This window comes from Collinsella sp. An271, assembly GCF_002159695.1.
Classification (GTDB): domain Bacteria; phylum Actinomycetota; class Coriobacteriia; order Coriobacteriales; family Coriobacteriaceae; genus Collinsella; species Collinsella ihumii.
In genome coordinates this window covers 41,304-66,456 of sequence record NZ_NFJE01000001.1, presented here as the reverse complement: position 1 = coordinate 66,456, position 25,153 = coordinate 41,304, and the positions used below count along the sequence as shown (strand labels likewise).

At 62.8% G+C, this 25,153-nt stretch carries 25 protein-coding genes and 1 tRNA gene; 19 read left to right on the top strand and 7 right to left on the bottom strand.

What is annotated here, in order from left to right:
• Nucleotide 1: 1 nt before the first annotated feature.
• The 12 genes from B5F74_RS00305 (at nucleotide 2) to B5F74_RS00250 (ending at nucleotide 13,904) form a co-directional block, all read left to right on the top strand.
• A complete protein-coding gene (locus tag B5F74_RS00305; protein WP_087199080.1) occupies nucleotides 2-727 on the top strand; it encodes a lysophospholipid acyltransferase family protein in 726 nt (241 codons plus the stop codon).
• A 3-nt stretch (nucleotides 728-730) separates the two neighbouring features.
• On the top strand, nucleotides 731-1,588 hold the full coding sequence (locus B5F74_RS00300; protein WP_087199079.1) for a 4-hydroxy-3-methylbut-2-enyl diphosphate reductase: 858 nt from the start codon (nucleotides 731-733) through the stop codon (nucleotides 1,586-1,588).
• Entirely contained in the window at nucleotides 1,578-3,023 is a 1,446-nt protein-coding gene (locus B5F74_RS00295; RefSeq protein ID WP_239283295.1) for a DUF512 domain-containing protein, read from the top strand. Before B5F74_RS00300 ends, B5F74_RS00295 begins: the two co-directional genes overlap by 11 nt.
• A gap of 19 nt (nucleotides 3,024-3,042) precedes the next feature.
• Entirely contained in the window at nucleotides 3,043-4,386 is a 1,344-nt protein-coding gene (gene der, locus B5F74_RS00290; RefSeq protein WP_066832069.1) for a ribosome biogenesis GTPase Der, read from the top strand.
• Nucleotides 4,386-5,099, top strand: coding sequence for a glycerol-3-phosphate 1-O-acyltransferase PlsY (gene plsY, locus B5F74_RS00285; RefSeq protein ID WP_204212363.1), 714 nt, complete (start codon nucleotides 4,386-4,388; stop codon nucleotides 5,097-5,099). The genes der and plsY overlap by 1 nt, the downstream gene beginning before the upstream one ends.
• Nucleotides 5,100-5,105: 6 nt before the next feature.
• The gene (locus B5F74_RS00280) at nucleotides 5,106-6,113 is read left to right on the top strand and encodes an NAD(P)H-dependent glycerol-3-phosphate dehydrogenase (protein ID WP_087199077.1); all 1,008 of its coding nucleotides are present in this window, start codon (nucleotides 5,106-5,108) and stop codon (nucleotides 6,111-6,113) included.
• A 12-nt stretch (nucleotides 6,114-6,125) separates the two neighbouring features.
• The gene (gene rpe / locus B5F74_RS00275; RefSeq protein ID WP_066832064.1) at nucleotides 6,126-6,806 is read left to right on the top strand and encodes a ribulose-phosphate 3-epimerase; all 681 of its coding nucleotides are present in this window, start codon (nucleotides 6,126-6,128) and stop codon (nucleotides 6,804-6,806) included.
• Between the two features lie 58 nt (nucleotides 6,807-6,864).
• Nucleotides 6,865-7,980: a cysteine desulfurase family protein gene (locus tag B5F74_RS00270; protein ID WP_087199460.1), complete on the top strand. Its 1,116-nt coding sequence runs from the start codon at nucleotides 6,865-6,867 to the stop codon at nucleotides 7,978-7,980.
• Nucleotides 7,981-7,985: 5 nt separating this feature from the next.
• Nucleotides 7,986-8,798, top strand: coding sequence for a Nif3-like dinuclear metal center hexameric protein (locus B5F74_RS00265; protein ID WP_087199458.1), 813 nt, complete (start codon nucleotides 7,986-7,988; stop codon nucleotides 8,796-8,798).
• Entirely contained in the window at nucleotides 8,795-9,511 is a 717-nt protein-coding gene (locus B5F74_RS00260) for a C4-type zinc ribbon domain-containing protein (protein WP_087199076.1), read from the top strand. The genes B5F74_RS00265 and B5F74_RS00260 overlap by 4 nt, the downstream gene beginning before the upstream one ends.
• The gene (gene coaBC, locus B5F74_RS00255) at nucleotides 9,511-10,710 is read left to right on the top strand and encodes a bifunctional phosphopantothenoylcysteine decarboxylase/phosphopantothenate--cysteine ligase CoaBC (protein WP_087199074.1); all 1,200 of its coding nucleotides are present in this window, start codon (nucleotides 9,511-9,513) and stop codon (nucleotides 10,708-10,710) included. The genes B5F74_RS00260 and coaBC overlap by 1 nt, the downstream gene beginning before the upstream one ends.
• Nucleotides 10,711-11,384: 674 nt before the next feature.
• A complete protein-coding gene (locus B5F74_RS00250; protein ID WP_087199072.1) occupies nucleotides 11,385-13,904 on the top strand; it encodes an S-layer homology domain-containing protein in 2,520 nt (839 codons plus the stop codon).
• 144 nt (nucleotides 13,905-14,048) lie between these two features.
• Here B5F74_RS00250 and B5F74_RS00245 read toward each other — a convergent pair.
• Nucleotides 14,049-14,125 (bottom strand) — tRNA-Pro (locus B5F74_RS00245).
• Between the two features lie 279 nt (nucleotides 14,126-14,404).
• On the opposite strand from B5F74_RS00245, the gene B5F74_RS00240 reads away from it, so the two are divergent.
• Genes B5F74_RS00240 through B5F74_RS00230 form a run of 3 tightly spaced genes read left to right on the top strand, consistent with a single transcriptional unit; the run spans nucleotide 14,405 to nucleotide 16,496 of the window.
• On the top strand, nucleotides 14,405-15,160 hold the full coding sequence (locus B5F74_RS00240; RefSeq protein ID WP_087199071.1) for a CDP-alcohol phosphatidyltransferase family protein: 756 nt from the start codon (nucleotides 14,405-14,407) through the stop codon (nucleotides 15,158-15,160).
• Nucleotides 15,161-15,201: 41 nt separating this feature from the next.
• Nucleotides 15,202-15,636: an FHA domain-containing protein gene (locus B5F74_RS00235; protein WP_229254248.1), complete on the top strand. Its 435-nt coding sequence runs from the start codon at nucleotides 15,202-15,204 to the stop codon at nucleotides 15,634-15,636.
• Between the two features lie 26 nt (nucleotides 15,637-15,662).
• Nucleotides 15,663-16,496 carry a MerR family transcriptional regulator gene (locus tag B5F74_RS00230; RefSeq protein ID WP_239283313.1) on the top strand — a complete coding sequence of 278 codons (834 nt, stop codon included), beginning with the start codon at nucleotides 15,663-15,665 and terminating at the stop codon, nucleotides 16,494-16,496.
• Nucleotides 16,497-16,543: 47 nt separating this feature from the next.
• On the opposite strand, the gene B5F74_RS00225 is transcribed toward B5F74_RS00230, so the two are convergent.
• Nucleotides 16,544-17,155 (bottom strand): DUF1836 domain-containing protein, encoded by a 612-nt coding sequence (locus B5F74_RS00225; protein WP_239283294.1) that lies wholly within the window; start codon nucleotides 17,153-17,155, stop codon nucleotides 16,544-16,546.
• A gap of 137 nt (nucleotides 17,156-17,292) precedes the next feature.
• Between B5F74_RS00225 and B5F74_RS00220 the strand changes: the two genes are divergently transcribed.
• On the top strand, nucleotides 17,293-18,165 hold the full coding sequence (locus B5F74_RS00220; protein WP_087199068.1) for a DegV family protein: 873 nt from the start codon (nucleotides 17,293-17,295) through the stop codon (nucleotides 18,163-18,165).
• Nucleotides 18,166-18,377: 212 nt separating this feature from the next.
• On the opposite strand, the gene B5F74_RS00215 is transcribed toward B5F74_RS00220, so the two are convergent.
• A complete protein-coding gene (locus B5F74_RS00215) occupies nucleotides 18,378-19,322 on the bottom strand; it encodes an FAD-dependent oxidoreductase (RefSeq protein WP_087199066.1) in 945 nt (314 codons plus the stop codon).
• 155 nt (nucleotides 19,323-19,477) lie between these two features.
• On the opposite strand from B5F74_RS00215, the gene B5F74_RS00210 reads away from it, so the two are divergent.
• Entirely contained in the window at nucleotides 19,478-20,776 is a 1,299-nt protein-coding gene (locus B5F74_RS00210) for a glycosyltransferase (RefSeq protein WP_087199064.1), read from the top strand.
• A 74-nt stretch (nucleotides 20,777-20,850) separates the two neighbouring features.
• Here the strand turns inward: B5F74_RS00210 and dut are convergent, their stop codons facing one another.
• The 3 genes from dut to B5F74_RS00195 form a co-directional block, all read right to left on the bottom strand.
• Complete coding sequence (dut, locus tag B5F74_RS00205; RefSeq protein WP_087199063.1) at nucleotides 20,851-21,294, bottom strand: dUTP diphosphatase; 444 nt, start codon at nucleotides 21,292-21,294, stop codon at nucleotides 20,851-20,853.
• Between the two features lie 4 nt (nucleotides 21,295-21,298).
• Entirely contained in the window at nucleotides 21,299-21,742 is a 444-nt protein-coding gene (gene nrdR, locus B5F74_RS00200) for a transcriptional regulator NrdR (protein WP_087199061.1), read from the bottom strand.
• Between the two features lie 146 nt (nucleotides 21,743-21,888).
• Complete coding sequence (locus B5F74_RS00195) at nucleotides 21,889-22,308, bottom strand: LysM peptidoglycan-binding domain-containing protein (protein WP_087199058.1); 420 nt, start codon at nucleotides 22,306-22,308, stop codon at nucleotides 21,889-21,891.
• Nucleotides 22,309-22,467: 159 nt separating this feature from the next.
• On the opposite strand from B5F74_RS00195, the gene lexA reads away from it, so the two are divergent.
• Both lexA and B5F74_RS00185 read left to right on the top strand, forming a co-directional pair.
• Nucleotides 22,468-23,106 (top strand): transcriptional repressor LexA, encoded by a 639-nt coding sequence (lexA, locus tag B5F74_RS00190; RefSeq protein WP_066832030.1) that lies wholly within the window; start codon nucleotides 22,468-22,470, stop codon nucleotides 23,104-23,106.
• 17 nt (nucleotides 23,107-23,123) lie between these two features.
• Nucleotides 23,124-23,846, top strand: a complete 723-nt coding sequence (locus B5F74_RS00185) for a heparan-alpha-glucosaminide N-acetyltransferase (RefSeq protein ID WP_255375100.1) — start codon at nucleotides 23,124-23,126, stop codon at nucleotides 23,844-23,846.
• A 16-nt stretch (nucleotides 23,847-23,862) separates the two neighbouring features.
• On the opposite strand, the gene hflX is transcribed toward B5F74_RS00185, so the two are convergent.
• Nucleotides 23,863-25,152, bottom strand: coding sequence for a GTPase HflX (hflX, locus tag B5F74_RS00180; protein ID WP_087199056.1), 1,290 nt, complete (start codon nucleotides 25,150-25,152; stop codon nucleotides 23,863-23,865).
• Nucleotide 25,153: the final 1 nt, after the last annotated feature.

Sequence of the window (25,153 nt, the reverse complement as noted above, 5' to 3'; positions counted from 1 at the left end):
GATGAAGCTTCTCGACTATAAGACCGAGGACTACTACGACAACGCCATGCGCGACTACCCGCTCATCATGCGCGGGGGATACAACGTGATCCTCGCAATCCTGTACGCGTTCTCGTGCGTCATGTGGCGCACCCGCATGGAGAACGCCGAGAAGGTTCTGTCCGGCCGCGATACGGGGTCGGTGGTGATCAGCAACCACACCTCCATGGCCGAGGTCGTGGTCATCGTCACCTGGTACTGGGCCCGCAAGCGCCGCCTGCGCCCCATCTTCAAGTCCGAGTTCAACCATAACGGCATCGTGCGCTGGTTCTTCGCCCGCGTCGGCGGCATCCCCGTCGACCGCGGCACCGCAGACATGAAGTCGCTGCGCCGCGCGAGCCATGCGCTCCAGCGCGGCGAGGACATCCTCATCTTCCCGGAGGGCACGCGCATCCGCACCGACGACCAGCCGGTCGAGGTCCACGGCGGCTTCGCCATCATCGCCCAGATGGCCAAGGCCCCAGTCGTCCCCATGGCGGTATGCGGCTTCCGCGACATCACGCCCAACGGCAAGCACCTCATGCGCCCCGTGACGTGCTGGATGCGCACCGGGGACGCCCTGTCCCTTGACGACGCGCCGAAAGAGCTCAAGCGCCGCGAACGCACCCAGTGGGTCGAGGACGCGGCCATCGAGCGCATGTACGCCATCCGGGACACCCTGCGCCGCGAGCATCCGGGGAGGCGCTAGGCCATGGCACGCATCGAGATCGCCGCGCACGCCGGCGTCTGCTACGGCGTCGAGCGCGCCCTGTCCATGGCCGCCGACGCCGCGACGTCGGCTCCCGCCCCCGTCCACACGCTGGGACCGCTCATCCACAACCCGCTGGTCGTCAAAGAGCTCGAGGCCCAGGGCGTTGGCCTCGCCGAGACGCTCGACGACGCCGCGTCCGGCTCCATCATCATCCGCGCGCACGGCGTCGTCCCTGCGGTCATCGAGCAGGCGCGCGCCCGCAACCTGACCGTCCTGGACGCCACCTGCCCCTATGTCAAGCGCGTCCACGCGGCTGCCGAGAAGCTCGTGCGCGAGGGCTACCAGCTCATCGTCGTGGGGGAGAGCGGCCACCCCGAGGTCGAGGGCATCATGGGCCATGCAGACGGGGCCGCCCGCGTCGTCTCGTGCGCCGACGACCTCGCCGGCCTCGAGATCTCCAGCCGCGTGGGCGTCGTCGTGCAGACCACCCAGACCCAAGCCACCCTCGCAGGCGTCGTCAGCGCTCTGCTGACGAGAGCGTCCGAGGTCCGCGTCATCAACACCATCTGCAGCGCCACGCAGGAGCGGCAGCAGGCCGCCTCGGAGCTCGCCTCGCGCGCCGACGTCATGATCGTCGTCGGCGGCAAGAACTCCGGCAACACGCGCCGCCTGGCCCAGATCTGCGCCGAGCGGTGCGAGCGCACGCATCACGTCGAGGATGCCTGCGAGATCGACCCGGCGTGGTTAACGGGCGCCGGGCTCATCGGCATCACGGCCGGGGCCTCTACCCCGTCCTCCCATATCGAGCGCGCCGTCAAGGCCATCATGGAGACCACGGGGGCCGTCGATGCCCGCTGAGATGCGCACCGCTCAAGAACCGGTCACCGGGGCGCCGACGGTCGCGGACTACGCCGGCACGGTCGCCAACTACGCCCCCACCGAGCACGCGGACGGCCGCGGTGCCCTCGTGACCGCCGTGGCGCCCGAGTCGCCCGCAGACGACGCGGGCATCGAACCCGGCATGCGCGTGCTTACGGTCAACGGCCAGGACCTGACCGACATGATCGTGTGGATGTGGGAGACCGATGACGACGCGGTCGACCTCACGGTCCTCGACCCGAGCGACGACACCGTGTGCGCAACCACGCTCGAGCGCTTCGAAGGCGAGGACTGGGGCCTCGAGTTCGACGGCGCGGTGTTCGACGGCATGAGGACCTGCGTCAACGCCTGCGTGTTCTGCTTCATGACGATGCTGCCCGCCGACAGCCGAAAGAGCCTGTCGATCCGTGACGACGACTACCGGCTCTCGTTTCTGCAGGGCAATTTCGTGACGCTCACGAACATGACCGACGACGACGTCGAAAACGTCATCGGCCGCTGCCTGTCGCCCATGAACGTGTCGCTCCACGCGGTGACCCCCGACGTGCGCCGGCGCATCATGGGCAAGAACGCCGCGCGCGGCATGGAGGTGCTCGGGCGCCTCATGGACGCGGGCATCGAGATCCATGCGCAGATCGTGCTGTGCCCCGGCATCAACGACGGCGACGAGCTCGACCGCACCCTCGCGTTTTGCGAGGAGCACCCGCAGATCACGAGCCTGGGCATCGTGCCGCTCGGCTTCACCAAGCATCAGAACCGCTTCACCACGTCGTACTCCGACGACCCGGACGCCGCGCGCGCCGTCATCGAGCACGTGCGCCCCTACCAGGAGCGGGCCTTCGGACGCTTCGGCCGGCACACCTTCCAGATGTCAGACGAGTTCTACCTGGACGCCGGCGTCGAGGTGCCCGCGGCGGACTGGTACGACGGCTACCCGCAGTACTACGACGGCATCGGTATGATCCGAAGCTATCTCGACGACACGGATGCGGCCCTGGGCGATCTCGTCGATGTGCTCGGCCGCATCCGCCGCGCGCTCGCCGAGCGCTCGCGTACGCTCCGCGTCGTTTCGGGTACGTCTGCCGCCGACACCGTCCGCGGCTTCGTCGAGGATCCCGCCCTCGGCGGCCGCGTCATACCCATAAAGAACAGGTATTTCGGCGGCAACGTCGATGTAACCGGGCTGATCTGCGGCTGTGACCTGCTTGAACAGCTCTCCGATTCGCTTGACGGCGATATACTGATTCTGCCAAGCGTCATGTTCAACGCGGACGGCATGACGCTTGACGGGTATCATCAAGATACGTTGATACGCGAGCTCGATCGTCGCGGGGCAGAGGTGCTTGTCGCCTCGACCATGCCGTTCGAACTCGTGAGGTCCCTCGAAACCGCGCTCGAATCTTCCGAGCCCTAAGTGTCAAGGAGCAGCGCCTATGAAGCCTGTAGTTGCCGTTGTCGGCCGCCCCAACGTCGGCAAGTCGACCCTTGTCAACCGCATAGCCCAGACCTCTGACGCCATCGTGCACGAGAGCCGCGGCGTCACCCGCGATCGCTCCTACTACGACGCCGAGTGGAACGGCCGCGATTTCACCCTCGTCGACACCGGCGGCATCGAGCCCCTCAAGAGCGACGACGTCTTCTCCGTACCCATTCGCGACCAGGCGCTCGCCGCCGCCGAGGAGGCCTGCGCCGTGCTGTTCGTCGTGGACGGCACCACGGGCGTCACCGAGGAGGACGAATCGGTCGCGCGCATGCTCAAGCGCTCCAAGAAGCCCGTCTTCCTGCTGGTCAACAAGCTCGATAACCCCGACCGCGAGGAAGAGCGCCTGTGGGAGTTCTACTCGCTCGGCGTGGGCGACCCGCTGCCCATCTCCGCGCTGCACGGACACGGAACCGGCGATTTGCTCGACGAGGTCGTCGCCCTGTTCCCCGATGAATCCGAGCTCGAAGACGAGGAGAAGCCCGACAACATGCTCTCCATCGCCATCATCGGCCGTCCGAACGCCGGAAAGTCCTCGCTGTTCAACAAGATGATCGGCTCCGACCGCTCCATCGTCTCCGACGTCGCCGGCACCACGCGCGACGCCATCGACACGGTCGTCGAGCGCTCCGGCACGTTCTACCGCATGGTCGACACCGCCGGCATCCGAAAGAAGAGCACGGTCTACGAGAACATCGAGTACTACTCCATGGTCCGCGGCCTGCGCGCGATCGACCGCGCCGACGTCGCCCTGCTCGTGATCGATTCGTCCACCGGCATGACCGAGCAGGACCAGAAGGTCGCGAACCTCGCCATCGAGCGCGGCTGCGCGCTCGTGATCCTGCTCAACAAGTGGGACCTTCTCACCGACGACAACGCGCGCGAGCACGTCATGGAATCCGTCGACCGCAGGCTGACGCTCGCCCCGTGGGCAAGCGTCCTGCGCATCTCCGCGCTGACCGGCCGCTCGGTCGAGAAGATCTGGGCGCTCGCCGACGCCGCGGCCGCCTCCCGCTCCACGCGCATCACCACCTCCGCGCTCAACAAGCTGCTGACCGACATGCGCGAGTTCGGCCACACCGTCGTGGACGGCAAGCGCCGCCTCCGCATGCACTATGTGACCCAGACCGGCATCGAGCCCCCGACCTTCACGTTCTTCGTGAATCACCCCGACCTGGTGAGCGACTCCTATCGCCGCTATATCGAGAACCGCATGCGCGACGCCTTCGGCTTCAAGGGCACGCCCATCCGCCTGCGCTTCCGCAGCAAGGAGCAGCGCGAGAAGGGGGAGAAGTGATGGGCGGCGTATCGTTCGGTTCCCTCTACCTGCCCGCTGGCGACGAGGCCGCCTTGTTCTCCCTCGTCGCGTGCATGGTCGTCTCATATTTCATCTGCGGCATCCCCTTCGGCCTCATCTTGGGCCGCTTCATGGGGCATGTGGATATCCGCAAGTCCGGGTCGGGCAACATCGGCACGACGAACGCCCTGCGCGTCGCAGGGCCCAAGGTCGCCGCGGCGACGCTTCTGTTCGACGTGCTCAAGGGCGTCGTGTGCATCAACGCGTCCCGCAGCGTGATCGGCTCGGCGCTCGCCGGCACGGCGTCGCTTGAAGCGGGGGGAGGTGCCGACTGGATGGTCGCGCTCGTGGCGCTCGCCTGCCTGTACGGCCACATCTTCTCTCCCTACCTCAAGTTCCACGGCGGCAAGGGTATCGCGACCGGCGTGGGTATCCTGTTCGGCTTCTTCTGGCCGCTCGCCCTCGTGCACCTCGCCATCTTCATCGTGCTCGTCGCGATCACCAAGTACGTGTCCGTGGGCTCCATCGCGACGGCTGCCGTCGTGCCCGTCACGGTGTTTATTGCCTTCCCGTCCATGAGCCCGCTCTCGCTCGCCGTCTGGGCGCTTTTGGGCTGGACCGTCGTGTGGGCCCACCGTTCCAACATCAAGAAGCTGCGCGCGGGCAACGAGAACAAGCTCTCGTTTTCGAAGCGCGCCGACAAGAAGGATTAGCTCCTCATGAAGATCACCGTCATCGGTTCCGGTTCCTGGGGCACCGCCATCGCCGGTCAAGCCGCCGCCCACGTCGATGAGGTCTGCGTCTGGTCGTTCGGCGGCGAGGCCGTCGAGGGCATCAACGGGCATCATCGCAACAACATCTACCTGACCGACTACGTGCTTCCCGACAATGTCTGGGCGACCGCGTCCTATGAGGAGGCGATAGGAGGCGCCGACGGGATCATCCTCGCGGTCCCCTCGGCCTTCCTCCGCTCGGTGCTCGAGGGCGCCGCCCCCTTCATCAAGCCCGAAACCCCCGTCCTCACGCTGACCAAGGGCATCGAGGACGGCACCGGCTACCTCATGAGCGAGCTCGTCGCCGACTGCATCGGGGCGCCCGAACGCATCGGCGTGCTCGCCGGACCGAATCACGCCGAGGAGGTCTGCCGCGGCTGCCTTTCCGCCGCCGTGATCGCCGCCGAGGACCCGGCTGTCGCCGAGTTCTTCAAGTCCGTGCTGCTGTCCGACCACTTCCGCATCTATGTCGGCAGCGACCTCATCGGCGTCGAGATGTGCTCCGCCGTCAAGAACGTCATCGCCATCGTCTGCGGCTATCTGGCCGGCATGGGCTATGGCGACAACACGCTCGCGCTCGTCATGACGCGCGGCATCGCCGAGATCAGCCGGCTCGTCCATGCGCGTGGCGGATCCCCGATCACCTGCATGGGCCTCGCCGGGATGGGCGACCTCGTGGTCACCTGCACCTCGCACCACTCGCGCAACCGCACCTTCGGCGAGTCCCTGGCGCACGGCGGCACGCTCGAGGAGTACCAGAAGCGCACGCACATGGTCGTGGAGGGCGCTGCGGCCGCAAAAAGCGTCGCGCAGCTCGCCCGCAATATCGGCGTCGACGCGCCCATCACGTTCGCGCTCGAAAAGGTGCTCTGGCAAGGCGTTTCCAAGGAGACCGTCTTCAACGAGCTCATCGACCGATTCCCGACCGAAGAGTTCTACGGAATGGACGACTAGAAAGGCATGCCCATGCTCGACCGCGTCAAAGTTTCCCCCTCCGTGCTCGCAGCCGATTTCACGCAGCTCCATGCCGAACTCGACCGCTTGAGCGATGCCGACTACATTCATTTCGACGTCATGGACGGGCATTTCGTCCCCAACCACTCGTTCGGCCCCCACATCCTCATGGCCGTCAAGCGCAGCACCGATGCGTTGCTCGACGTCCACCTCATGGTCACGAATCCCGATGAGGTGATCGACTGGTACGTCGACGCCGGCGCCGACATCGTGTCCGTGCACCTCGAGGCTGCCGACGACCTTCCCGCGATCATCAACCGCCTCCACGAGCGCGGCGCCCTCGCCGGCGTGGTCATCAACCCGCCCACGCCCGTGCAGGAGCTCGAGAGCATCATCGACCTCGTCGACATCGTGCTCATCATGAGCGTGAATCCGGGATTCGGGGGGCAGAGCTTCATTGAAGGCACCTACGACAAGGTCCGCGAGCTGCGCCGTATGTGCGAGCGCCACGGTGTCGACCCGCTCATCGAGGTCGATGGCGGCGTGACCCTCTCCAACGCCCGCGCGCTCGGAGAGGCCGGCGCCACGGTCCTGGTTGCGGGATCCGCCGTATTCAAAGCGGAAGATCCCTCGATGATCGTGCGCGAGCTGCGCGAGCTCGGCACCATCGGCATGCAGGCGAGGGAAGGCTGACGCATTGACGACGATCGCAGCCCAACCCGTCAACCTCGATTACGCCGCCTCGACGCCCATGCGCCCCGAGGCGGTTGCCGCCCAAGCGGCCTACGACGCGTCTCCGATCGCGGGCGCGAACCCCAACTCGCTTCATCGCCTGGGCCGCGAGGCCGCCCTGGCCCTTGAGGGCGCGCGCCGCGACCTCGCCCGCACGCTCGGAGCCCGCGTGCGCGCAAGCGAGGTCATCTTCACCGCCGGGGGAACCGAATCCGATCAGCTCGCCCTGCTCGGTATCGCCGAGGGGGCACGCGAGCGCGACCGAGCCCGCACCCGTGTCGTCGTGAGCGCCATCGAGCACGACGCGATTCTCGATAACCTTCCGCTGCTGCGCGCAGCGGGGTTTTCCGTCGATCTCGTCAAGCCGACCGCTGCGGGGCGCATCGAGCCCGAGGCCCTCGAGGGGCTGCTCGGACCCGACGTCGCGCTCGTCTCCATCATGCTCGCCAACAACGAGACCGGTGTCGTGCAGCCGATCAGCGAGCTTGCACGCGTCGCCCATGCCCATGGCTCCCCGTTCCACACCGATGCCATCCAGGGATATCTCCACATCCCCTTCGATGTGGCCGACCTCGGGGTCGATGCGCTCAGCATCGCGGGCCACAAGATCGGGGGCCCGGTCTGCACAGGCGCCCTGTACCTCAAGACCCGCACACCGCTGAGACCCCGCGTCTTCGGCGGCGGGCAGGAATCGGGCCGACGCGCCGGAACGCAGGACGTGCGGTCCGTGCTCGCCCTCGTTGCAGCGGCCCGCAGCGTCTACCCCCATATCGAGGAGGACCGTGTGCGCCTGTCCGCACTGTCCGATTCGCTCTACGAGCGCCTCTGCGCCCACGGGCGCGTCAAGGCGACGATGGGGGACTGGCGGGCGGTAGACCGCCTTCCGGGCATCGTCTCCGTCACGGTGGACGGAATGGATTCCGAGGAGCTCGTCTTGCATCTCGACGCCGCGGGGTTCGAGGTCTCGGGCGGCTCCGCTTGCTCGAGCGGGAGCCTCGACGCCAGCCATGTGCTGAGCGCCATGGGGATCGCGCGCGAGCGCGCGCTCGGGTCCTTGCGGGTCTCGTTCGACGACCGCGTGGACCCCGATGACCTGACCCGATTCGCAGACGCCTTCGACGAGCTGATAGGGTGATCGATATGCTGGTACGAGACCTGGAGCGGGCGCTGTTCGACCGCTTTCCCGCACAGGATGCCGAATCCTGGGACCATGTGGGGCTTTCGGTCGGCGACCCCGAGGCTGCCGTCACGGGAGTCGCGGTTGCCCTCGACGCGACCGAGCGAAACGTGCGCGCGGCCGCCGACAGGGGAGCCAACGTGCTGCTTACGCACCATCCCGTCTACATCAAGGCGCCGGATGCCTTCACGCCCGCCGACGCGATGCGCCCCTCGAGCTCTGCGGCGATCTACACGGCGGCGCGGCTCGGCGTGAGCATCCTGTCATTCCACACGAACCTCGACCGTTCGTATGAGGTGCGCGAGCTGCTGCCCTCCCTCGTGGGGATGCAGGCCGCCTCCTCTCTTGAGCATCCCGGCGACCCGACCGCACGCGGGCTGGGGTCGGTCTGCACGTGCGCTCCGCGCACCTTGGGCGAGCTCGCCGCCGCCTGCGCGGGCGCATTCGGCGGAGCGCCGCGCGTATGGGGCGACCCCGACGTCGCGGTTAAGCGCGTCGCCTTCCTCGGCGGATCTCTCGGCTCGTTCGGAGAGGACGCCATGAGATGGGGTGCCCAGGCTATCGTGTGCGGCGAGGGCGGCTACCATGTCTGCCAGGACCTCGCCATTCGCGGCTGCGGCGTGATCCTGCTCGGTCACGACCGCTCCGAGGACCCGTTTGCCGCTATCTTGATGAACGCCGCGATCTCTGCTGGTGTAGACGACGCGGTACTGCATAGAATAGGTCTTCCGCATCAATGGTGGACCGTATCGACAAAAGAACAGGAGCGCTCATGAGCGTCGGATCAACCCTTCTCAAGCTTCAGGAACTCGACCTTTCCCTCGAGCGCGACCGCAAGGCGCTCGCCGAGATGCCTGAGATCGCCGAGCTCGCCAAGAAGCGCCGCGCCTACCAGAAGCTCAAGGCGGACGCGACGAAGCTCTATGCGCAGCGCAAGGATCTTGAGACCTACCTCAAGGAACTCGACGACCAGGAGATGGACGCCAACGACGACATCCGCATCGCGCAGCGCAACGTCGATTCCTCCGATTACCGTTCCGTCCAGCAGCTCGAACTTGAGCTCTCGGACCTCGCTAAAAAGCTCGAGCGCATCGCCTTCGACCGCAAGGACTACGAGGCCAAGCTCGCCGATCTCAAGAAGAAGGAGGACTACCTCGCCGAGTACACAGCGAAGTTCGAGGCATCCGTGATCGCCGACACCAAGCGTGCACGCGAGAAGGCGGGATCCCTCAAGGACGTCATCGAGGCCTCCGAGCGTCAGCGCGCCTCGCTGCTGCACACGCTCGACGCCGAGACCCGTTCCTTCTACGAGGCTGCCGCGAAGCGCTTCCGCGGCCTGGGTGTCGAGCGTCTCGAGGGAAACGTTCCTACCGTCTGCCGCATGACGCTGCAGGCATCGTCCCTGGACGCGCTCAAGCATGCAGGCGATGTCGCCGAGTGCCCCTACTGCCACCGCATCCTCATCCTGAGCGAAGACGGTGACGAGTGATGGCCGAAGCGGCAGCCCAGCCCTGCGTCCTGCTCTGCGTGACGGGATGCATCGCGGCGTATAAATCCTGCGAGATCACCCGACAGCTGCAGAAGCGCGGCATGCGCGTGAAGGTCCTCATGACCGAGCACGCCACGAAGTTCGTGGGACCCACGACGTTTCGCGCCCTCACGCACGAGAAGGTCGCCGTCGGCTTGTTCGACGACCCCGAGGACCCCATCCATCACATCTCGCTCGCCCAGGAGGCCGACCTCGTGCTCGTGGCACCCGCGACGGCCAACATCATCGCCAAGATGGCCCACGGCATCGCCGACGACCTTATGTCCACGACGCTGCTTGCCACCCGCGCGCCCATCGTCGTGGCGCCTGCCATGAACGTTGGGATGTGGGAGGCGAGCGCCACGCAGGAGAACGTGGAGGTGCTCCGTCGGCGCGGTGTGCACGTCATAGCTCCGGACTCCGGGTATCTCGCCTGCGGCGATGTCGGGGGAGGCCGCCTGCCCGAGCCTTCGCACATAGCCGATATGGTGGAAGCCGTCCTCGGGGCACACGGCCCCCTGGCGGGCAAGCGTGTGCTCATCACGGCAGGCGGCACCCATGAGGCGATCGATCCAGTGCGCTATATCGGTAACCGCTCGAGCGGCAAGATGGGTGTGGCCCTGGCGCGCGCCGCGGTGAATCTGGGTGCCGAGGTGACCCTGGTGCTCGGCCCCGCAACTGCCGCCGTTCCGGCGTCGGTTCCCACCGTGCGCGTAGAGAGCGCCGCGCAGATGCTCGAGGCGGCCCGGTGCGCCTTCGAGGATGCCGATATCGCGATCTGCGCTGCAGCCGTCGCCGACTACACCCCGGTCCATCCCGCCGACCACAAGCTCAAGAAGGCATACGAACGGCTCGATGTCGTCGAGCTGACCGAGACGGAAGACATCCTCGCCACGCTTGCAGCGAACAAGGGGGAGCGCATCGTTATCGGCTTTGCCGCGGAGACGGACAACGTCATCGCCTATGCCCAAGACAAGCTCGCCCGCAAGGACTGCGACGCCATCGTCGCCAACGACGTCAGCCGTGCGGACTCAGGCTTCGGTACCGACACGAACAAAGCCTGGTGGATCACAAGGGGAACGATCGAGGAGCTGCCTTGCATGAGCAAAGACGACCTCGCCCGGAAGATTCTGCTCAACGCGTGCGGTTTGGACGCCTGATTTGAAGGGTTTCTTAGCATGAAATCGGGTATAGTGCCGGAATCCTCGGCACTATACCCTAATATTTGCATATAGTATTTATTTGTTTGTATTTTACTCTATTACATCAACAGAAATCGGACTTATGGGTACATCATACTGAGCCAGCCCAGTATACTTTCTTTTCAATAACTTATCACATATGTGACACAATGTTATACATTGTTCCAATACAGGTCCACTTTGCGGACGCTCAAATTTGTACCCAAAAGTCCATTATTTCTTTTCCGCCAGCGCCTTAGCGTCATCCCCGTATCGATTCTCGGCTCGTTCCGCACAAAATACCCACCAGCAAGCCCATCTGATGTCGATATGACCCCAAATTGCCCCTCATGACCACGCCCTTGCATGAGCAAGCCGCGCAATATCCTCATCGTTGTTGCGCTACGACTCACTCCTAAGCAGTGCTAGATTCAAAGAGAGTCCACCAACCCGCTGCGATATGTCCTTCCGATCCCCGCACCAGCGCCGTCACAACTGCGCGGTACCGTTTGCCGAATTCCCTATCCCGTTCATTCTCTATTTCCTGCATCCATTCGGCCGTCTTATAGCGCCCGCCACGCTCCATGGGATACTAATCGGCATACATGCCGGATGCGGGATGGCCGGCAGGGGAGCCAGGAAAGGAATCGCAAATGCTGCATTTGAACGGCGCATGGCGCGACCAAACAAAGAGCCTGATTGTACGCGGCGCGCTCGCGCTCGGCATCGCGGCGACAGCGCTGGGCGCCATGGCGGCGCCGGCACGCGCGCTCGACACAGACGACCTCGGCTACGCGAAAGCCCACGAGGCGTACAACTTCACCTCCGAAAACTCGACCATCCGCCTTCAGACGGCATCCGAGGTCCTGCCCGACACGTTCGACCTGCGCGACCGCGGCGTGGTGACGCCGGTCAAGCTCCAGAACCCCTGGGGCACCTGCTGGGGATTCGCCGCCATCGCCGCCTCCGAGACGAGTCTGCTCTCCGAGCTGGGAACCACCTATGCGGACACCGGCCTCGACTTCTCCGAGCGCCACCTTGCCTACTTCATGGCCATTCACCTACCGGACGATGACGCGACAGATGAGAGCTACGATGGCCAGGGTGGGGAGGGCGGATACAACGCGCTGACCGAGACCGACGACGTTCCCAACCCGGAGTTTGCCGAGCAGACCCTGGGGTACCCGCTTGAGAACGCGGTTTACAACTACGGTGGCTACGTCGCCTATGCGACCTCGCTATTCTCCAGTGGCATCGGGCCCGTCGAAGAATGGATGGCTCCCTACAGGAACGACGAGGGCATCATCTATGATCACATGTTCTGGTCGCCGGCAGGCACCTGGACGCTTGACGAAGCCCTGCGCGCAGGATCGTCCGCCGCTCTCGAGGAGTCGTTCATCCTGCCCTCGCCCGCAACGTTCGACGAGAACGACGCCTATGTGTACGACGAGAACGCGACGACCGCCATCAAAGAGCAGATCTTTGAAGGACGCGCCGTCTCGATCTCGTTCTTCGCCGACGCGTCCAAGCCCGGCGAGGTCTCCGAGGACGCCTACATCAACACCGAAACGTGGGCGCACTACACCTACCACCCGGCCATGACAAACCACGCCGTGACCATCGTGGGCTGGGACGACAGCTATTCCAAGGAGAACTTCAATGCCGAGCACCAGCCGCCGGCAGACGGCGCCTGGATCGTGAAGAACAGCTGGGGTGCCGAAAGCAACGAGTTCCCCAACAAATCCAACTTCGGCGACGACGGCTATTTCTATCTGTCCTACTACGACCAGAGCATCTCAGTTATCGAGGCGTTCGACTACGATGTGGATGGCCGGGAGACCGACAAGAACGGCACCTACATCGTCAACCAATACGACTACATGCCAACGAATATATCCCTCAATGATATGTACGAGGATATCGCCCGCACGGCAAACGTTTTCACGGCGGAGGACGGCCAAAGGCTCACAAGCCTGTCCTGCGAGACGGCGCAACCTGGCACGACGGTGACCTACGAGGTCTACCGCTTGGCCGACGGCGCCACCGATCCGACGGACGGCGAGCTGCTCACCCGCTTCGAGGCGAGCTACGAGTACGGCGGCTACCATCTGGAGAAGATCCCCGCTCAAGACCGTGGGAAGATGGGCTTCGGCAAAGGTGGCCGCTTCTCGGTTGTCGTTACGATGCGGCTTGCCGACGACACGTATGGCATCCTGTTCCAGGGCTCGCCGGGCAGACAGCTTCGCGACCTCGAGCTTAACGAGCTGCGCATCGTCGAGGATCAGACGCACGCCATCAAAGACCAAGTTATCGAGACCATGCGCTCCGAATACCTCGAGACGCATCCGGAGGCGACGGATGCTGAGGTCTCCGAGTACCTGGCTTCTCAGGAGCAGGCCATCGCCGATAACGTCGAATCGGTCATCCAGGCGCAGGTGCCCATCTTCTTCCGCTCAGTCGTCAACGAAGGCGAAAGCTACCTGTACACCGACGGTGCATGGTCCGACCTGGTCGATAAGCTTGCAAGCGACTACCTTCCGATGAGCGACGCGCTCGCCTACGACAACTTCTCGATCAAGGCCTACGCCGACCCATTCGACCACATCTTCACAGACGTGCCCGCTGACGAGTGGTACAGCGCCTGTATCGAGCGTGCTGCGGACCTCGGACTCATGGGCGGCTATGGGGATGGCACGTTCGGCCCGAACGACACGCTCGTCCGCGAGCAGGCGGCACAGGTCATGTGGAACCTTCTGGGCGAAGACGACACGGACGCGGCCGCAACTGCGCATGTCGACGTCGACCAGGGCGCCTGGTACGCCGACGCGGTCAACTGGGCGGTGGCCAACGATGTCATGGAGGGATACAGCGCATCCGACACGTTCGGCGTGGGCGACGCGCTCACGCGCGAGCAGTTCTGCTCGGTGCTCGCCAAGGCCGTGGGCGCCGACCTCGACGCCCAGTCGACCGAGAGCCTCAACGAGTTCCCCGATGCCGACGGAATCTCCGCATGGGCGCGCACAGCCGTGGCCTGGGCGGTCGACAACGGCGTCATCGACGGGGTGGAAACTGAGGGGGGTCGCGAACTCCAGGCGGCCCGCGAGATGACCCGCGCCGAGATGGCCAAGGTGATGATCGCCGCCGTCGACGCAGGCATCTTCGCCGAAGGGTAACGTTCCTATCGGGGAGGCGGGGCCTGCGCGCCGTCAAGGCGCCCGGATACCCGCCTTCCCGACATGCCGTAAACTGGCGTATTACTCTGTAAAATGATTTCGCAAAAGAAAAGGCCAGAGTGAAAACCCTGACCTTGAAGCTTCTGGTCGGGACGACTGGATTCGAACCAGCGACCCCTTGACCCCCAGTCAAGTGCGCTACCAAGCTGCGCCACGTCCCGAAGCAATGCGCTGTCTCGCTGACAGCAAGGAGTACTTTACTCACTTCTTCGGTTCAATGCAAGTACCTTTTTCAAAAAAGTTTTGATCTAGAGGATATGACCGTTTGCAGCCTATACCGAAGCCCCTTCGGAACTCTCGCGAGACCGCGTCTCATCATGCAGGGAAAAGACCGCAAGCCCGTGGGTCTATGAGCCTTTTGCATGTTCTTCTGTTAGACAAAGGCGGTTCGGGTATCATTCCTCTAGTTGAGTGCAGGAGTACCATGACGGGGGAGAGACGTGAGCCTCAAGAAAAAGATCAAGAAGGAGCTCATCGGAACATCCGACTACCCTTCGAATAAGATCTTCACGATCTCCAACTTCATCACCTTCACGCGCCTGGTCCTCACCTTCGTTTTCCTGTACCTGTTCATCACGAACGAGAACCGCTACATCGCCCTCATCATCTATGCCATCGCCGCCTCGACCGACTGGCTTGACGGGCAGATCGCCCGCATGACCAAGACGGTCAGCTGGCTCGGCAAGATGATGGACCCCGTGGTCGACCGCGCCTTGCTGTTTACGGGCGTCTTGGGCCTTGTTGGCAGGGGAGAGCTTCCCATCTGGGTCTGCATCCTCATCATCGGGCGCGACGTGTACCTCGCGGGCGGAAACCTCATCGTCCACCGCTACCATCGTCGCCCCATCGACGTGGTCTACACCGGCAAGATCGCAACCGCGCTGCTCATGAGCGGCTTTTCCCTCATGTTGCTCGGCCTGCCCGTAGTCGAGGGACCTCAACTGTTCGATGCGTCGGTCAGCGCGCTCCCCGGCCTGAATGGACAGCCCGTGCCGCTCGGCATCTTCTTCGTCTACGCCGGCTGCGTGTTCTCGCTGATAACCGCCGTCCTGTACACCATCAAGGGCGCGTTCGCGATCAGGCACGCGCTGCAGCACCCTGAGGAAGAAGACATCGATTTCCTGAACCCCGAGATTGATGACTCCGATGAACCGTATGGCGCTGAGGTCGCGCACGGCTCCGGTGGGGTAGAATAGGAAAAGTATTGACCGTTTACTCGATGACGTAGGGAGAAACTATGTCTGATATGATGCGCACTCCGTTTGGTCTCGACCAATCCGGAGATTCGACCTGCGTCTTTCGTATGCCCGTCGATGATGCGACCGTGCCCGACCTCATGAAGAACGTGCAGGCCAACACGCCGGTTCTCACGATCATCAAGGGGCCTCAGACGGGTAACACCTTCGAGCTCGAGGGTGCAGAGACCACCATCGGTCGCGACCCGTCCAACGGCATCTTCCTGAACGACATGACCGTATCGCGCGCCCACGCCAAGATCATTCGCAATGCCGCCGGCGTCCTGATCGAGGACCTCGGTTCGCTCAACGGCACTTGGGTCGATGGCGCCATCGTCAACTCCGCGCCGCTTCATGACGGCTCCTCGGTTCAGATCGGCACGTTCACGCTGATCTACCATGAAAGCCAGACGGAGCGCATCGAAACCGGTGAGTAGCGGTGGCTGAGCGCAGTTACCTCAGCATCGGCCAGGTCGTCAACTATCTTCGTGGCGCGTATCCCGACCTCTCGAATTCCAAGATCCGCTTCTTGGAGGACGAGGGGCTCATCACGCCGCACCGTACTCCCAAGGGCTATCGCCAGTACTCCAAAGAAGATGTCGACCGTCTGGAGGTCATCCTGCATCTCCAGAAGACCCGCTACATGCCGCTGAACGTCATCAAGCAGAAGCTGGACAGCGCCACCGACCTCTCGACGCTTGCCTATGAGGTCGGCCTGCTGTCCGATCTTCCCATGAAGTCGGAGCCTCGTGAGACCCAGCAGAAGCTCCACCCGATCGAGGACATCCCCGACCTCCTCGGGGTCGAGATCTCCTTCATCCGGGCGCTCGCCGACAACGACCTGATCCGACTCATCCGCAGCCCTCAGAACCGCGAGCTCGTCGACGGTCGCGACTTCAAGATCATCCGCCTATGCTCCGAGCTCAACAGGTTCCATATCGAGCCGCGCAACCTTCGCCAGTACGTGGTGTCCGCCAACCGCGAGTCCTCGATGTTCGAGCAGGTGCTCATCAGCATGATCAGCTCGGACGACTCCGACGACGAGCGCAACAAGAAGCTCGAGCGAGCGTTCAACAAGCTACACGACCTGACCGACGGCGTGCACACCGCGCTGCTCAAGAACCGCGTGTTCGAGTCGCTGAACGCTGTGGTCGAGGACGCAGACCTCGACTCCATCGACGACGAGATCACGCGCGCAGAAGCCGCCAAGCAGGCCGAATCGGCCTCGACGCAGACGAGCTCCACGGGCGTCAAGCCGCTGCCCCAGCGGCGCGCCACGAGAAAGCCCAGAGCATAAAGCCCGTTTTTGGCCTCGAAGACCATCGCGTCCTCGGGGCCTTCTTTTTAGCCTTCATACCCCGCAAAAGCCAGATAGCTCATCAGAAACACCTTCGACGCGAAAGCCGCGGCAGCGCTGCGCACCAGCAGCGACTCGCGCGTCACGAGCGACGCCGTGTCCCTGCGCATGCCGTCGTGACGTGAAAACGCGCTATCCACCGCGTTGTTGATCTCCGCGGACACGTAGTCGAACGCGACATCGATCGGATAAGTGACCTTCTGGATGCGGAACAGGCGAGCGATGGCATCGATCGGCAGAAACTGCTTGAAGATGCAGATCGTAAGCAGGCGGGCGATCTGCTCGCGCCCGTACAGCTTTTTGACCGGGGCGGGAACGAGCCGCTGCTTCACATAGTTGTTGACCATGGAGGGCGTGAGCCAGGGACCGTCGGAACAGCCCGAGAGGGGACCGAGCACCTGCTCGATGTACTCGATGACCTGGTCGCGATACAACTCGACGTTGGGAAGCTCATCGTAGCGGGGCATATGGAAATGCTTTGCAGCGCACGCGACGTCAGACGTCAAAAACGCATCGGGGAGAACCGTCGGCGACACATCCTGCTGCGTGATGCGCTCAGACGAGTCTGACATGGGAATGATCGTGACGTGCTGCTCCATAGAGCGCCCCCAATCTTACTGTTTTCTAGAAGTATAGCGACTCACATGGTCTTTACGACCGAACAACCTAGTTTTCAAAACTATGAGGAGGGGAGTGCCCTATACTGGAGGGGCAGGAGCTATCGAAAGGATGTCTCATGACTTGGGCGATCGTCGCTGACTCGAGTTGCAACCTCAGGGGCTGGAAGCCATCGGCTCCTGATACCACGTTCACGTCCGTTCCGCTGACCATCCATGTCGGCGGCGAGGAGTTCGTCGATGACGAGCAGCTCGATGTATCCGAGCTCAACCGCAAGGTTGCCGAATCCAGCGAGTCGTCATCCAGTTCCTGCCCAAGCGTCGGCGTGTGGGCAGAAGAGTTCCGCCGTGCCGACAACGTAATTGCCATCACGATCTCGGCAAACCTTTCCGGCAGCTACGAGGCAGCCTCGACGGCGCGCAACATCGTGCTCGACGAGTACACGCGCGAGCACGCGGGCATCATCTCGGGCAAGAACATCTACATCCTCAACTCGCGTGCCACCGGCGGCAAGATGGAGCTCATCGTCGATCTGCTCGATCGTTACCTAAGCCATCACACGCCGACATTCGAGGAGGTCGTCGAGTATCTTGAGCGCCTGGATGCGTACTCGACCGTGCTCTTTTCGCTGTCAAGCTACGACAACCTCGTCAAAAGCGGCCGCATGCCGCGTCTCGCGGGATCGATCGCAAGCAAGCTCAACATACGCATGCTCGGGACCGCGAGCGCCGAGGGTACGATCAAGATCGTAGGCCCGACACGCGGCGAGAAGAAGACGTACCGCAAGACCGTCGAGTGCATGGCGCAAGACGGCTTCCACGGCGGCCTGGTCTACATCGATCACGTGGACAACGAGCGCGCCGCGCTCGAGCTGAAGAACGCAATCCAGGAGTCTTGGCCCCAGGCTGAGGTCAAGATCCTTCCGTGCGGCGGGCTGTGCTCGTATTACGCAGAGGAATCCGGTCTGATCATCGGCTACGAGTGGGCGTAAGCCCGTAGAGCGATAGGCCCCGCGCACCCGAGGGGGGTGCGCGGGGCCTCTTTCAGTTCCTATCTACTTGACATAACATATATTATCAGAAGTTCATACCGAACAAGGGGAGTCGGGCGCGGAAAAGCCCTGCAGCCTGGCCAACCATGCGTCGAGTCCGCACAGTCATCAGGCCGCAGAAACCAACCAGACCATCACGGCGCCGGGTGAACCTAACCCCGAAGCTCCCGAACGTACGCATAGGCCGCCGACCCGGCGATGGCTCCATCTGCCGCCGCGGTCACGACCTGACGAAGCTTCTTCGAGCGCATATCGCCGGCACAGTACAACCCGGGCGTCTTGGTCGCCATGGTCTCATCGGTGACGACACCGCCGTCTTGCGCGATCTCGACCATAGGACGCACCAGATCGACTACCGGGTCGTTTCCCGCGAACACGAAGATGCCGACCGAGCCCTCGGGATACTCTTCGACATAGGTCTCACCCGACACGTTGTCCCTGAACGCGATTCGGGAGATCAGGTGCCCGCCTTCGACGGAATCTATCGAAGTCGAATACTTAACGGAAACGTTGTCGCAGGCCAACAGCTTGTCGACCCGTCCCTGAGGCGCGCGGAACTCGTCACGGCGCAGGACCATCACGACCTCGTCCGCGATATGCGCGAGATACAGGCCCTCCTCGCACGCGGAATTGCCGCCACCGACAACGAACACCTTCTTGTTACGGTAGAACATGCCGTCGCACGTTGCGCAGTATGAGACTCCGCGACCGCGGAACGTATCCTCACCCGTGAACCCGGCGGTACGCGGGACCGCCCCGGTGGCCATAATCAGAACCGGTGCGGCATACGTCTCGGAATCGGTCTTGACGGTGAAGATGCCGTCCTCGCTGCGATCCACGGCGAGCACCATCGCATAGGCGACTTCGACACCCGCCGACTCCGCATGGTCGAGCATCTTCTGCCCGAGCTCAGCGCCAGTGATGTTCGGGATGCCCGGATAGTTGTCGACGATATCCGTCGTCGCGATCTGCCCGCCCGGCATACCCTGCTCGATCACGAGCACCTGCAGGCTAGCGCGCGCGGCATAGAGTCCCGCAGCGCTTCCCGCAGGGCCTCCGCCGATGACGATGGCATCAAATTCACGAGCAGAATCCATGAAATCCTCCTTCAACGGTCACTCGGTCTCCTCATACCCCAAGTTTTTATGTACAAACATGATACAAGGTATTGTCTATCAACCATACCGGCAGCAAACGTGGTCGCATCCTCCTGCACAGCGTACAATAGGACGGAGTTCGCAAAGGAGGCTGCATGTCATCGCAACATATATCCGATACACCAAACGCAGCCCCGACCCCCTCCGACGCTCAGATCGCCATGGCGGCATCCCCCGCCAAGCCCGTGATCACCATCATGCACGCCTCGGTCGGCTCGGGACACCGGGCGGCCGCGCATGCGGTCGCGCAGGCCATCGAGCGCATGCGCGGCACGGACGGCATCCCCGATGACGTCCTCGTCGATGTTATCGACATCCTCGACTTCGGCCGTATCAAGTTTGACGGTAACAAGACCGCCGCCGCATTCACGGGAGCGACGCGCCCCATCTACGATATCACCTGGCGCTACACCCTGACCGGACGCCTCCTGTGGGGCGGCGGCACCGGATGGTCGCGCGTCATGTTCCCTGCCTTCAATGAATATGTTCTCGACAAGCGACCGCTCGCGATCATCGCGACGCATATCACCGCGGCGAACGTCGCCGTCGGCGCCCGCATGATCACCGGCGTGGAATACCCGATCGTCTGCATTCCCACCGATTATGAGATCGAGGGCTGGTGGCCCCACAAGGAGACCGATCTGTTCTGCGTGGCCACCGAGTTCATGGCTGAAACCCTGCGTCCCCGCAAAGTCGAGGAATCCCGCATCGCCATCACAGGCATCCCCGTGCGCGGCGGTTTCGATATAGATTCCGACCCCGTTGAGGACCGCGAGAAGTTTGGATTGCCCAAAGACAAGAAGATCGTCTTGGTCATGGCGGGAGCGAGCCTGCCGCAACCCTACGTTCGCTTCCGCGCATCCATGGAGCAGACGCTCCCCTTCCTGCGCGGCTTCGAAGACATGCATTTCGTCTTTCTGCCCGGCCGCGACACCGAATACTCCGATCGGCTCAAAACGATCTTTTCCGCGATGAGGCTCGAGAACGTAACCGTCATGGATTACGTTGAGGATATGGCGACCCTGATGCACACGTCTGACCTCGCCATACTCAAGTCGGGCGGTCTTGCCGTCACCGAATGCCTCTGTGCGCACCTGCCGATGCTGCTCCTCGGAAAATCATACGGCCAGGAGAAGGCGAACACGACCATGCTCACCGGCTTTGGCGCCTGCATGCACGTGACTACGGCACGAGAGCTCATCACGACGCTGAAGCACCTGAACGACAATCCGAGCGCGCTCAGGGCGCTCCTCATCAACGCGGATGCGCTCTGCCATCCCCATGCGGCCGAAGACATCGTGCGCGAGACGATGAAGCTCGTCGGAAAGCCCAAGCGCCGCGAGCGCCATTTCGCCGAATTCTACATCGGAGACAAACCCGCACACATCCGCTAGCGTTCTTTGGCCTTCACCGGGTAACAAAAAACGGACGCACGCATGCGTCCGTTTCCAAACCGTGTCGAGGCCATCTAGTGAGAGCCGCTCGACCCGAACCCGCCTGCACCGCGATCGGTCTCATCGAGCTCGTCGACCTCAACGAGATGAACGACGGGAACCTGCTGGATAACCAGCTGCGCGATGCGTTCACCGCGCTCGATGCGAATCGTCTCACGGGGATCGAGATTCACCGCGATAACCTTGATCTCGCCACGATAATGGGCATCGATGAGGCCAGGGGTGTTCGCGATCGAGAGACCGCGCTTGAGCGCCATACCGCTCCGAGGCTGAACGAAGCCGGCGTAGCCGTCAGGAAGCGCGATCGCGATACCCGTGGAGATGAGCACGCGCTCATGAGGGGGAATCTCGACGCTCTCGTTCGCGCGAAGATCCAAGCCCGCATCTCCCTCATATGCGTATGTGGGAAGCTCGACCTCGGGGTCAAGTCGCTTGATTGAAACATTCAGCTCTGCCATGTCATCACCTGATTTTATCTAGCTCTTCAATGAACTCGTCAACATCCTGGAAGTCGCGGTACACCGACGCGAATCTGATGTAGGCGACCTTGTCGATCTTCTGCAGGCGCTTGAGAACCATGTCACCGAGCTCGTGAGAGCTGACAGCGGTCAGCGTACGGCCGCGGAGCTCGCGCTCGATGTCATCGATGATACCGTTGAGCGCCGACAGATCGATATCTCGTTTGGAGGTCGCACGCATGAGGCCGACCAGCAGCTTGTTGCGATCAAAAGACTGAATCGATCCGTCGCTCTTGAGCACCTCGATGGGATCTTCGCACCGTTCGAACGTGGTGAACCGGTATCCGCATTTCCGACATTCGCGGCGGCGCTTGATGGCGTTCGTGGCCTCTTGGGTACGAGAATCGACTACACGGGTATCGTCAAAGCCGCACTTTGGGCAACGCATGCGACCTCCTCCGTCTCCAAACTGACGATACGAACAAGTCTACCACGGACAAACGGGACACATCGAATCCCCAGTCGCAGGCGCATCGCCGGCCAGAAAACCTCACGGAAAACAGCAAGGGGGCCATGAAGGCCCCCTTTCGATCATTATGCGGGAACAACCAACGTCGTGCCCGGAGTCAGCGAGCTTGTGGAAAGGTCGTTCCATTCACGCAGGACCGATACGGTGTCTTGGGTGCTCAGCCCCTCGATAGCGTGCTCGGAAGCGATACTCCACAGCGTGTCCCCGGAACCAACGACGAGCTCGGCGCGCTGCTGGGACGCAAGGCCCGTATCGTAGGCGCGCTGTCCGGCGATGAGCGTGCCGAACAGGCAGGCGATCATGATGGCGGCAAGCGCGAACACGATCGCCAGGGTCTTCGGGGCCAGTGCGGAAGCAGCGGCGTGCTCCCGAGCCAGGTTACTCGAATCATAGGTGCGCTTATAGCCATCGACAACGGAAAAGCCGGCACGGGGCGTATCAAGGACCAAGGCAAGGTTTCCGTCGGTGTACATACTGGTGCTCATCGATATCTCCTCTCGTCTGACTGACGATAGTAGGTATACCTTCTCGCGCGGACATATTTTGCTGGCGCAAGAACGAGTGTTCGTATATTATTATGTTCGAACAGTTGTTCTTGTCAAGAAAAATGGGAACATTTGTTTGGGTTTTGATTGGAGAGGGACATGGCACGCAAAATCACGAAGCGCCAACAGCAGATCTACGACTTCATACGCGCCTATCAGCAGGAGAAGGGTTATCCCCCCAGTGTGCGCGAGATGGCGGCGGCCGTCGGCCTGTCCTCCCCTTCCACGGTCCACGCCCATCTCTCGGCTCTCGAGGAGCGCGGGCTCATTAAGCGCGACAAGACGAAACCCCGTGCGCTCGAGGTCTTCAACCAGGACGGGTCGGCGAGCGCACTCGCCGAGGTCAAGGAGGTTCCCGATCGCGGGACCATCTCGCTTCCGCTAATCGGGCGCGTTGCGGCCGGCCTGCCCATCCTGGCCGAGCAAAACGTCGAGGACACTTTCACCCTGCCGACCGAGATAGCGACGGATTCAAGCTCCTTCATCCTTGAGGTGCACGGCAACTCCATGATCAACGTCGGCATTTACAACGGCGATTACATCGTGGTCCGCGAGCAGAAGAGCGCCATGAACGGCGAGATCGTCGTGGCGATGATCGATGGCGAGGCGACCGTCAAGACGTTCTACAAGGAGCAGGGACGGGTGCGCCTGCAGCCGGAAAACGATGCCATGGAACCCATCTACGCCACCAATCCCACCATCTTGGGCAAGGTCGTGGCGCTGATGCGTCGCTTCTAGACCGTCTGCGAAAGCACATGGGTAGCAACCAGGCAACTCAGAGAAGGCGTATCGCATTTTTCGATATGCTCAGGGGATTCACCATCATCTCGATGGTGCTGTTCCATGCGGCGTACGATGCAGCCTATATCTACGGCTTCGACATGCCCTGGTTCCGGGGCACGCTGTTCCAGGACATCTGGCGAGCCTCCATCAGCTGGGTCTTCCTTGCACTCGCCGGCTGGATGACATCCTGCTCGCGCAACAATCTCAAGCGAGCCGCGGTCTACGGTTCTGCCGCGCTGGTCGTATGGGCGGCAACCACGGTCGCAGCCCTCGACACGCCCGTATCGTTCGGCATCCTGTTTTGCATGGCCGCGAGCACCGCGATCTACGCTGTGCTCGATCCCCTGCTCAGGCGCCTTCACCCGGCCATACCCTGTATCTCCGCCCTCATCCTGTTCCTGCTAACCCTCGATGTTCCCCACCGTCTCTATCAGGTAGAGGGACTCGCATGGCTCGGATTCCCGGCCGCGGGCTTCACATCGGGAGACTACTACCCCATCGTCCCGTTTACCTTCATGTACCTCGCGGGAGCCTACGCCTCGCAGCTCTTCTCGCGAATTCGCCCCGAGGGCTATCCAGCATGGATGTACGTCGATGCCGTCCCCGCGCTTTCAAGGATCGGAAAGCTGAGCCTGCCGATTTACCTCATCCATCAGCCGCTTCTCATCGTCATCTTCGAGCTTGTCTGCCGATGACGGCGCATTGACCGTCTTATTCGACGGCGTAGCGTTGCAGCCTGGCGGCTATGCGCTCGGGAACCTTCGCAACGATCCGCATGCGGTCTTCCAGGTACTCCTCGGATAGCACCTGGCCCTGCTCGCGCACGACCTTCATAAGCGACCCCTCGCGATACGGGACCTCGGCACTGATCAGGCGGTCGGTTGCCGCAGCCTCTGCAACAAGCCTGTCAAGAAGCTGCTCAAGCCCCAGCGCAGTGCGAGCGGAGAAGAAGACCGCTTGCGGCATTCGGACGCGCAGGGTCTCGAGCTCGTGCGCGTCGAGCAGATCGGCCTTGTTGTAGACCGTAAGCGAAGGCCGCTCTCCTGCTCCGATTTCCTCCAAGACGCGATCGACGGCTTCAAGATGGCGCTCGCGATCCTCATCGGCGACATCGACCACCTTGAGGATAAGATCCGCCCCGCGCACCTCGGAAAGCGTCGATTTGAACGCCTCCACCAGCCCATGGGGGAGCTTCTGGATGAAGCCGACCGTATCGGTGATCGTGATGGAGCGACCGCCCGGGAGCACGTAGGAGCGCGTGGTGGGATCGAGCGTTGCGAACAGCTTGTCCTCCGAAAGCACCCCCGCACCCGTCAGCGTATTCAAAAGCGTCGACTTGCCCGCGTTCGTATAACCTGCAAGCGCCACGCGGAACGCATCGGACTCGACGCGATGCTTGGATTGGACCTCTCGCCGCTTCTCAAGCTCCTTGAGCTCGCGGCGCAACGCTGAGATGCGATTGCGGATCAATCGCCTGTCGACCTCAAGCTGGCTCTCGCCCTGACCGAACCTGCTTCCGATGCCGCCGCGCGTCTGCTCCTTCGCCAGATGTGACCACATGCCGCGCAGGCGCGGCAGCAGATATTGGAGCTGTGCGAGCTGGACCTGCAGCCGCCCCTCACGCGTCTTGGCGTGCAAGCCGAAGATATCGAGGATGAGCGCCGTGCGATCGATGATCTTCGTCGGCTCACCGATGGTCTTCTCCAGGTGAGACTGCTGCGCCGGAGTGAGATCGTCATCGAAGATGACGACATCGACATCGAGCCGTGAGACAAGGTCTTTGAGCTCCTGCACCTTACCCGATCCGATGAACGACTTCGGCACCGGCCGCTCGAGGCGCTGAGTCAACCTGCCCACCACCTCGGCGCCCGCCGTGCCCGCAAGCCGCTCCAGCTCGTCAAGGGAGCGTTCGACCGGCCAGGCATTCGTGCGCCACTCGACGCCAACGAGCAGCGCGCGTTCAGGTTCAATCGAGGTCGAAAGGAAGGTGAATCGAGCCAAA